Origin of the sequence: Streptomyces sp. CB01881, from assembly GCF_002953255.1 — a bacterium.
Classification (GTDB): Bacteria; Actinomycetota; Actinomycetes; order Streptomycetales; family Streptomycetaceae; genus Kitasatospora.
The window spans coordinates 10455830-10465317 of sequence record NZ_CP026498.1 but is presented as its reverse complement, the minus strand read 5'-3'; the positions used below and the strand labels follow the sequence as shown (position 1 = coordinate 10465317).

9 protein-coding genes and 1 pseudogene are annotated in these 9488 nt (G+C 72.2%); 7 read left to right on the top strand and 3 right to left on the bottom strand.

The window, feature by feature from the left end:
* Positions 1-447: 447 nt before the first annotated feature.
* A complete protein-coding gene (locus C2142_RS35040) occupies positions 448-1347 on the bottom strand; it encodes an aminoglycoside phosphotransferase family protein (protein WP_206671087.1) in 900 nt (299 codons plus the stop codon).
* Between the two features lie 225 nt (positions 1348-1572).
* On the opposite strand from C2142_RS35040, the gene C2142_RS35035 reads away from it, so the two are divergent.
* Positions 1573-1968 (top strand): ribonuclease domain-containing protein, encoded by a 396-nt coding sequence (locus tag C2142_RS35035; protein WP_148646882.1) that lies wholly within the window; start codon positions 1573-1575, stop codon positions 1966-1968.
* A 149-nt stretch (positions 1969-2117) separates the two neighbouring features.
* Here the strand turns inward: C2142_RS35035 and C2142_RS35030 are convergent, their stop codons facing one another.
* On the bottom strand, positions 2118-3743 hold the full coding sequence (locus C2142_RS35030) for a metallophosphoesterase family protein (protein ID WP_148646881.1): 1626 nt from the start codon (positions 3741-3743) through the stop codon (positions 2118-2120).
* A gap of 238 nt (positions 3744-3981) precedes the next feature.
* On the opposite strand from C2142_RS35030, the gene C2142_RS35025 reads away from it, so the two are divergent.
* The 6 genes and pseudogenes from C2142_RS35025 (at position 3982) to C2142_RS40900 (ending at position 9036) form a co-directional block, all read left to right on the top strand.
* The gene (locus C2142_RS35025; RefSeq protein ID WP_148646880.1) at positions 3982-4779 is read left to right on the top strand and encodes an SAM-dependent methyltransferase; all 798 of its coding nucleotides are present in this window, start codon (positions 3982-3984) and stop codon (positions 4777-4779) included.
* A 268-nt stretch (positions 4780-5047) separates the two neighbouring features.
* Complete coding sequence (locus C2142_RS40910; protein ID WP_241002969.1) at positions 5048-5845, top strand: hypothetical protein; 798 nt, start codon at positions 5048-5050, stop codon at positions 5843-5845.
* A 426-nt stretch (positions 5846-6271) separates the two neighbouring features.
* Positions 6272-7363, top strand: coding sequence for a prephenate dehydrogenase (locus C2142_RS35015; RefSeq protein ID WP_148646879.1), 1092 nt, complete (start codon positions 6272-6274; stop codon positions 7361-7363).
* 226 nt (positions 7364-7589) lie between these two features.
* On the top strand, positions 7590-8012 hold the full coding sequence (locus tag C2142_RS35010; RefSeq protein WP_148646878.1) for a cold shock domain-containing protein: 423 nt from the start codon (positions 7590-7592) through the stop codon (positions 8010-8012).
* Between the two features lie 74 nt (positions 8013-8086).
* Positions 8087-8539, top strand: a pseudogene (locus tag C2142_RS40905) (TauD/TfdA family dioxygenase); the annotation flags it as partial.
* On the top strand, positions 8422-9036 hold the full coding sequence (locus C2142_RS40900) for a TauD/TfdA family dioxygenase (protein ID WP_346766442.1): 615 nt from the start codon (positions 8422-8424) through the stop codon (positions 9034-9036). The pseudogene C2142_RS40905 and the gene C2142_RS40900, both read left to right, overlap by 118 nt.
* A 242-nt stretch (positions 9037-9278) precedes the next feature.
* On the opposite strand, the gene C2142_RS40895 is transcribed toward C2142_RS40900, so the two are convergent.
* The coding region (locus C2142_RS40895; RefSeq protein WP_241002967.1) for a LuxR C-terminal-related transcriptional regulator at positions 9279-9488 on the bottom strand (210 nt) is incomplete at its 5' end.

The window sequence follows — 9488 nt, the reverse complement described above, 5'->3', positions numbered from 1 at the left end:
AACCAGGCGGAGCAGATCGGGCCGCTCCAGGCGTCGTAGGGCAGGCTGGTCTCGATGAAACCGGTGACCCGGTAGGTGCTGCCGCTCTGCGGACAGACCGAGATCTGGCCGTCCCGGCGGCGTTCGCGGTGGTGACGTTCACGCACGGGGCCGGGCCGGTGGCGGACGCCGCCTGCGAGGCGGGGGCGGCGAGCAGCAGGAGTGACCCGGCGGCCGAGGCCACGGCGAGGGTACGAGCGAGGCGCTTCATTGCGCTCCTTGGGTGTGTCGCTGACGGGTGGGGGCGCCGGCCGAAGCCCCGCCGGGGGCTTTCGGCGGCTCTGACGAGACGTCAACTTGATGTGGGTAACGCCTCGTTCAGAAGAACACGGCCGCGATCGACAGCACCAGCGATGCCCGTCCCGCCGCTCCTGAACACCACCGCCACCGCCACCCGCGCGGCCGGCCTCAGCCCTCCTCCAGCACCGCCCGGATCACGTGCCGGGCGTTGCGCGCCATCGCCGGATTGGTCCTGCGGTAGTACGGCAGCGCGGTCAGCGCCTGCGCGAGCGTCCGGCCCCGGCCGCGGGTCCGGGTGGCGTCGTCCACATCGAGTGCCCCGAGGAAGGCCTTGCGCCCGTCGGCCGGCAGCAGGTTCCAGGCCGGGAAGAGGTCGCAGGCCGGGTCGCCCACGCCCGTGCAGCCGAAGTCGATCACCGCGGTCAGCCTGCCTCCGGCCACCAGCAGGTTGCCGGGCATCAGGTCGGCGTGCAGCCACACCGGCGGCCCGTCCCAGGCCGGGGCCCGCAGCGCCTCCTCCCACACGGCGGTCGCGGCGTCGCAGTCGACGCCTTCCTCGGGAATACCGCGCAGTTGCGCGATCGCCGCGCGGGTCGACGCGTCGAGCCTCGCGAGCGGCCCGCCGCGGTAGGCGGCCGGCGCGCCCGGCAGGGCGAGGCCCCGCATCGCGGTCACGAACCCGGCCAGGTCCTCGGCCAGCAGCACCGGCTCATCGAGCGCACCCGCCTCGGGATTGTCCCCCGGGAGCCAGCGGTACACCGACCACGGCCACGGGAACCCCCCGGCGGGCTCCCCGGCGCCGAGCACCTCCGGGACGGAGGTCGGCAGGTGGGGCGCGAGGCGGGGCAGCCACCGCTGTTCCAGCGCCACGTCCTCGGCCCCGCCGCCCACCATCGGCAGCCGTACGACCATCGCGTCGCCCAGCCGGTACAGGACGTTGACCGTGCCACCGGACGGCAGGCGCTCCACCGCCAGCCCGGCCCACTGCGGGAACTGCCCGGCGACCAGCCGCCGTACGAGGTCGTCGTCGACGGGGTGCTGACCGGGGTGCATCTGCTCTGCGCTCATGAGGTGCCATCCGACCGGCGGTCACCGACGGACGTCAAACCCTTTTCGGGCCGGTGCGGCAGCCGGCCGGCGCGCCGGGATGACAGGAGCGCAGCCCCGGAACGCTCATGGCGGTGGTACGCCGCGCGTCCTGCCGGTTCCGGTCCAGTGACGCGGGAGTGAAGTGTTCCCGCACCTCCCCGTCGAGCCTTCCGCCTGAACCTGACAACACTTCAGACTGCTGTCATGCGAATCGTTCTACGCGCGTTGAAGACCCGCGCCGCCGCCGCCCTCACCGTCGGCCTGCTCTCCCTCGCCCCCACCGCGGTGTTCACCACCGAGGCCCACGCCACCGTCAGCGGCAGCGCCTGCCTGAGCGACCTGCCCAGCCAGGCCTGGGACACCCTGGACCTGATCGACGCCGACGGGCCGTTCCCGTACTCGCAGGACGGTGTCGTCTTCCAGAACCGTGAGCGCGTGCTGCCCGCCAAGTCCTCGGGCTACTACCACGAGTACACCGTGATCACCCCGAACAGCCCCACCCGCGGCGCGCGACGGATCATCACCGGCAAGGTCTACCACGAGGACTACTACACCTCGGACCACTACGCCAGCTTCTACAAGGTCGACTGGAGCTGCTGACCCACTCCCCCCACCCCTGACCACCCACACCTGACCGCACCCGGTCCGAAACGGCCGGTGGGTACGGCCTCCCCAGGCCGTACCCACCGGCCGTATCCGTGGCCGAAGCCCTCGGCGCCGGTGCCGGCGCCGGCCGGCACCGACCGGCGTCACCCCCGGGCGTCGGAGCGGCTGCGCTCCAGGGTGAAGGTGTCCACCGGGGTCAGGTCACCATGCGGGCCGTCGAAGGTGTAGTACGTGACCCGCATCCGGGTGCGGCCGCTGCGGCGGTCGCCGGGGTCGACGTCGAAGGCCGCGAAGCCGTGGGTGTGCTTGCGGTCCTGGACGGCGGCCCAGGGGGCGTCCTCGGTGAGCCAGATCGACTCCCGGTACGGGGCCCCCGGCTTCGGGTCCTCCAGCCCGATGACCACCCGGCCCTTGGGCTGCTCGAACAGGTCGTCCTGGGTCGTGGCGGCGTTGCCGCCGGCCCCGATGATCATGTGGACGGTGCCCCGGTCGGTGTCGGCCAGGTCAGGGTTGGTGCCGGACGGCACCGGGGTGCGGGTGTCGTTGGGAAGGGTCCCGCGGACGGGGTGGGAGCGCTCGTAGTAGTGCTCGTGGCCGCTGACGACGAGGTCCACGCCGTAGGCGTCGAACAGCGGGCCCCAGGTCTCGCGGATACCGAGGTCACTGCCGCTGCCGTGCAGGGAGCTGGAGATCATCGGATGGTGCATGCAGACGACGATCCAGTCGATCGCCCGGCTGCCCCGGGCGGCCCTCAACTCGCGCTCCAGCCAGTGCTGCTGGGCGCCGCCCGAGTAACCCCGCAGGTAGGTGTCGCCGCTGTTCTGGATCGCCACGTCGTCGTTGGCGAGGCTGATGAAGCGGACCGCGCCGACGGTGAACGCGTACCACATCCCGCGGGTCTCCTCGTCGAGGGAGGCCGAGGAGTCGGGGAGGTTGAAGTAGGCCTGGTAGCCCGCGGCGCCGATCGGGCCGTTGCCCCCCTCGTTCTCGTGGTTTCCGGCGCACGGCATCCAGGGGCGCAGCCTGGTCGAGCGGCTGTTGTTGATGAACCAGTCCGCCCAGGTCGCCACCCGGCTCTGCCCGTGGCGGCCGCTGTACGAGGCGTAGCAGAGGTCCCCGTTGACGAGGTTGAACAGCGGGCCGACCCGCTCGACGGCCGCCACAATGTCGGCGGACGCGGCGGTCCCGACCTGGCTGCTGGTGAACACCGGGTACTTGCCGAGCGGCGAGGGGACGCCGTCGGGGAACACGACCTGCCGCCGGAGGTTGGGGGTGGCCTGGTCGCCGAAGCTGGTGAAGGTGAAGGCGGAGCGGCCGCGCGGCGCGGTGGTGAAGGAGCCCGTCTCCGGGTTGGCGCCGTCGTGGCCGGCGGCGTAGAGGTAGGTGGTCGCCGGGCGGAGTCCGGACAGCCGGGCGTGGTGGACGTACACCTCCTCCTTGGAGAGCGCGTCCCGGTAGGCCCGGGTCTCGGCGTCGACCACCCGGCCGAGGCCGCCGTCCGGCGACCCGAGCCGGACGTGCGGACGGCCCACCGACTGCGGGGTGATCCAGGAGACCGTCATCTCGGACGAGGCGTCCGTGCCGAACTGGAGGTGGAGCCCGTTCACGCTCGGCGCCCCGAGCCGGTGCGGGGCCGACTGGAGCAGCGGGCTCGCGGCCGGTGCCGGATCGGGTGCGGGCTCGGCGGCCGCGGCGGGCGCACCGCCCGCGACCAGGGCGGCACCGGCCGCCGAAGAGCCCTTGAGGATGGATCTGCGCGGGATGGCCATGGAACTCCGCTCACTGCGTCGGCTGTTGACGTTGCAGCACTCTAACGACATGAACATGCAAAATCGATGGAATTCGCACGCGTCCGATTCGGACGACCCCCTCCGCGGCGTCCCGTCCCTTCGGGGAGGGACCTCCCTCCCCGTCGGCCGGGCCCGCTATCATGCGTGGACGTTCGACCGGGCGGCGTCCCTGCCGCACAGGCGGATGAATGCCGTTCAGTTCACCGGAGGGGACCGGATGTTCGACGCCAGAGGCACCAGCGGGACAACGGACCTCCAGACCGACCGTCCGCATCCCGCCCGGATCTACGACTACTGGCTCGGCGGGAAGGACAACTTCCCGCCCGACCGGGTCGCCGCCGAGCACGCCGTCTCCGCCGCTCCCGACATCCCGCAGGCGGCCCGCGAGAACCGGGATTTCCTGCGCCGCGCCGTCCGGCTCTGTGTGGCGGCCGGCATCCGCCAGTTCATCGACATCGGCTCGGGCCTGCCCGCCCAGGGCAACGTGCACGAGGTGGCGCAGGCCGTCGCCCCCGACGCCCGGGTCGTCTACATCGACAACGACCCGATCGTGCTCGCCCACGGCCGGGCCCTCCTCGCGGACAACCGCACCACCACCGTCCTGACCGGCGACCTCCGCGACCTCGACGAGCTCCTGGACCGCCCCGCGCTGCGCGAGCTGATCGACCTCTCGCAGCCGGTCGCCGTCCTGCTGCTCGCCGTCCTCCACTTCGTCGGCGACGACCACGCGCACGCCGCGGTCCGGGCGGTCCACAGCCGGCTCGCCCCGGGCAGCCACCTGCTGATCTCCCACAGCACCTTCGAGGGCAACCCGCAGCGGGCCGCCGAGGTGGCGAAGACCTGGGACGACACCGAGTCGCGCATCAACGGACGCGGCCGGGCCGAGGTCGAGGCGCTCTTCGAGGGCTGGGAACTGCTGGAGCCCGGCGTCGACTTCGTCCCGCTCTGGCGGCCGGACGGCCCGACCGAGGACACCACCCGCTGGATGTACGCCGGCGTCGCCCGCAAGCCCTGACGGCGGGACTGCCACCGGCGGGACCGCCACCACCCCGGGGTCGGGTGGCGGCGGTCCCGCCCGGAGCCGCGCGCGGGCGGGGACCTACTGGGTCGCGGTGCGGTGCTCGACGGAGCGCACACGGTCGTCGAGCTCCTGGGCGAACTCCGCTCTCGGCGAACTGCCGCGCGAGCTCGACGACGAGCGCCCCGCAGTGCGGCGGCACGACGGCGCTCAGGTCCGACCAGCTGCGGGAGCCGATCGAGTTCTGCTGGAGCAGGCGCAGGAGTTGACGGCCCTCCTCCTTGTGACGCAGGGAGGGGTCGCGCAGGAGCTTGTCGAGGACCGAGGCGGGGTCGAGGTGGAGCAGCCGGACCCGCCGGTCCGCCTTCGCCTTGGCGCTCCTGGCCTGTGCGCCGGCCCGGTCGCCGCCGTTGCCCTCGCCCGCCCCCGCAGCGTCCTGGTCACCGCCGTCGTGGCGGTGGCCCTCGGAGCCCGGGACGGGAGACTCGCCGGACTCAAGGCGCTTGCGGACGTCGCTGACGGTGGCCGGGGAGATCCCCGCGAGCCGTGCGACCTCGCGCAGGGAGGCGAAGGGGCGTTCCGCTATCAGCTGGGCGGCGCGTTGTCGACCCTCCACGCTGTTCAGCGGCCGCACTCTGCCGTCGCGGCCGACACGCGTGGCGGGCTGGGGAACGGTCCGGGCGCAGCGGTGGCGAATGGTGGCAACGGTCTTGGCGCCGAGGCCGGCGGCCCGTGCGATGGCGCGGTCGGACATGTGCGGGTGGGTCTGGATGATCCGTTCGGCCGCGGCACGGCGGTCGGAGTGCGAGAGGGGCAGGCCGTGGGAAACGTTGGCTTCGACGGCACGCAGGAAGGCATCGTCGGTGCTATCGCCGAAGAACTCGACATCGATGGTCTCCTGGCCCTTCAGCAGCGCGGCCATGACGCGGTGCATTCCGTCGATGACGCGCATGGTGTCGCGTTCGACCAGGATCGGTGGCAGTGGCGCGTCGAGTTCTGCCAGTTGGGCGACGTGATTGGTGTCCTTCCCCTCGGATCGCGGCGAGTCGCCGGGGCGCAGTGAATGGATGGGAACGGCCGTCACCCTCGTCCGGCGGGTTTGAGCGGGTACAGCTGGTTTGATGGCGTTGACAGTCGTCCTTGCATCCGCGGAGTCGAGCGATTGCGCGACTGACTGGCTCAAGGTGTTCTCCCCGTTGGATAGCGGCTCGCCGACTACAAAAGCCGGAGTCGACCTCGCCGGGTGTCCGGGTCAACACCAGCTGCCCTCTGGTGCTTTGCGGTCGACTCGCAGGCAACACGCGCGTGGATCAGCCCTAATCGTCACTCCTGGTCGTGCTCCTGTCGAGGCGTTGGATCTGACACAGGGACAATCTTGCCTGCCGGGACGGTGTGACATGGCGGTCCGGTGCCGGGTTACCATCCGGTCCGGGCCGGCCCCGAGGCGGCTTCGTGCCCGATTCATCTCTCCGGATTGGGAGTTGGGGCAGTGAGAAGTGCCGCTGTGATCGGGACCGGCGCGGTCGGGACGTCGGTCGCGCTGGCACTGGTGCGTCACGGCGTGTCGGTGTACCTGGAGGACTCGGACAGCACGGCGGCCAGGACGGCCGAGGCCATGGGCGCCGGGTCGCTGGAGGCGGTGCGGGCACCGGTGGACCTGGCGGTGGTCGCCGTACCGCCCGCCCGGGTGGCCGGGGTGCTGGCACGGGTGCAGAACGGCCTTCTGGCGCGGGCGTACACGGATGTCGCGGGCCTGAAGGCGGGGGCGCGGCGTGAGGTCGTGTCCGCGGGTGTCGACCCGTCGCGCTACCTCGGCGGCCACCCCCTGACGGGCTCGGGGCGTCCCGGTCCGCTGGCGGGGCGGGCCGATCTGTTCGAGAACCGCCCGTGGGTGCTCACGCCATCGGCCGGGACCGGGCGGGACGTGCTCAACCGCGTGCTGGAACTGGTGGCGCTCTGCGGTGCCACGCCGGTGGTCATGGACGGCGGCGAGCACGACCGGAGCGTGGCGCTGACCTCGCACGCGCCCCATCTGGTCGCCGCGCTCATGGCCGCCCGGCTGGAACACGCGCCGCCGGGGAGCATGCGCGTGCTGGGACAGGGGGTGCGCGACGTCACCCGGGGCGCGGACGGCAGTCCGGCGCTCTGGGGGGAGGTCCTGGAGGCCAACGCGGACGCCGTGGCCGATGTGCTGGAGGCGTACGGCGCCGACCTGGACCGGGCGGTGCAGGTGCTGCGGGCGCTGGGCGGCGGTGGTCCGGCCGCCCGGGAGCACGCCGCCGCCGAGCTCGACGCCCTGCTGCGCCGCGGCAACCGGGGGCACGAGCGGGTCGAGGAGCGGGTCGAGCCCGGCAGCCGTCCGGCACCGGGCGGCCTGGCCGCGGTCACCGTGACGCTGTCCGACCGGCCGGGCTCGCTCTCCCGGGTGTTCGCCGCGGTCGGCGAGGCCGGCGTCGACATCGAGGACATCCGGATCGACCACACGCCCGACCAGCCGCAGGGACTCGTCGAGTTGCGCGTGCGCCAGGAGACCCCCGCCGCCCCGGACCTCAGCCCCGACCTCAGCCCCGAGCTCCACTGACACCCACGGCGCCCACGGCGCCCAGGGTGCCCACGACGCCCCGGCCGGGGCCTTTCCGCTTCCGGCCGGTATCCGCCCAATCCCCCGAGTTCCGAGACCCTTTGGGCGACCCGCACGTATCGGATGTTCGAGGGAGGCAGCGGGGATTTCTTTTCCCGTGAATCCCATTCGACTATTCTCTGGTTCAGGTTTCGGGCAAGGGGCCCGGTTGTCTTTGGGGGTACACGTGGTTGCCGGTCGTGTGGTGCGTTACGACAGTGTCCGGGGTTATGGCTTCATCGCTCCCGACCACGGCGGGGAGGACGTCTTCCTGCATGTCAACGACATGCTGATGCCCGAATCCACGGTGCATTCGGGCCTCGTGGTCGAGTTCGAGATGGAAGAGGGGGACCGCGGCCTGAAGGCCTCCTCCGTGCGCCTGCCCAAGGGCGCCCTCGCCCGCCCGGCCGTCACGGCGCCGGCCACCACCGCCCGGTCGGTGGCCGACGACGACGACTCCCTGTGCGACGTCCTCACCTCCGCCCAGTTCCTCCGCGACGTCACCGAACTCCTGCTGGAGAGCGCACCGTCGCTGACCGGCGAGCAGGTCCTCCAGGTCCGCGGCGCGCTGTTGCAGTTCGGCAAGAACCACGGCTGGACCGAGGGCTGACGGATGTTCAACCGCGGCGGTACGCCAGTTGCACCCGTCGGCCCCGGTGTCCCACACATCGAGGAGATCCTTCCATGGGCAACTGGCACCACTGCGGGCAGAGTTGGGCTCCCGAGCTGATCACGCCCGAGAGCGCGGGCATCGCGGCCGACTCACGGGCGCTGGCCGGGCACCTCGCCTCGGCCGACGTCCGTGAGATCCTCGACCGCCACCAGGCCCTGCTCATCCGGGGGTTCGACGTGACGGAGGCGTCGCTGGCCGGGGTGATGCCGCTGCTGCTCCCCGAGCGCCTCGCCTACATCCACGGCAACACGCCCAGGACGAAGGTCGGCGAGAACGTCTACACCTCGACGGAGTACCCGCCCGAGTACGCCATCTCGATGCACAGCGAACTCTCCTACGCCCCCGCCTGGCCGGCCCGGCTGCTCTTCTTCTGCGTGCAGCCGGCCGCCGGCGGGGGTGCCACCCCCCTGCTCGACAACGCCGTCTGGCTGGCCGCCCTCGACGAGCCGTTGCGGCGGGATTTCAGCGGGGGCTGTGCTATCGGCAGTACCTCCACGGCGGCCGCGGCTTCGGGAAGAGCTGGCAGGCCACCTTCGAGACCGACGACCGCGCCCAGGTCGAGAAGATCCTCGCCCCGACCGGCACCCAGTGGGAGTGGACCGCCGGCAACGCCCTCCGCACGCGGACCGTACGGCCGGCGACGATACGCCACCCCGCCACCGGTGAGGAGCTCTGGTTCAACCAGGCCGACCAGTGGCACCCGGCCACACTCGGCGAGGACACCATGCGCGAACTGGCGTCGATCGTCCCCGCCGACGAACTGCCCCAGTCGGTCACCTTCGCCGACGGCTCCCCCATCCCGGCGGAGTACGTCACCAGGATCCGCGACACCGGTCTCGAACTGGCCCACGACATCGCCTGGCAGCAGGGCGACGTCCTGCTCGTCGACAACCTCACCCTGGCCCACGGCCGCCGGCCCTACAGCGGCGCCCGCCGGGTGCTCGTCGCCATGTCCCACTGACAACGGCGGGCCGCTGTCCTTCGGGTCGCGCTGCCGTTCGATCGCGCTGCCGTTCGGTCGCGCGGTCGCCTGCCGGCGCGGTGGCGCGGTACCGCGGTCAGGCCCGCGATCCGATGCGGGACACCCGTGCGCGCCCCGGAGCCCCGCACCTCAACGACTCCGGGGCCTTGGGGCTTTGCGGGGCTCCGGGGCCTGTGGGGCTTCCAAGGCCTGCGGGGTTCCGGGGCCTGCGGGGCTCCGGTTCAGCCGGCCGGCTCGATCAGGCCCGTCTCGTAGGCCGCGATCGCCAGCTGCACCCGGTCCCGGGCGTCGAGCTTCGCCAGCAGTCGCGCCACATGACTCTTCGTCGTCGCGACACTGATGTACAGCTGCTCGGAGATCTCGCTGTTGGACATCCCGCGCCCGATCAGCACCAGCACCTCACGTTCGCGCTCGGTGATCCATCTCCCGCC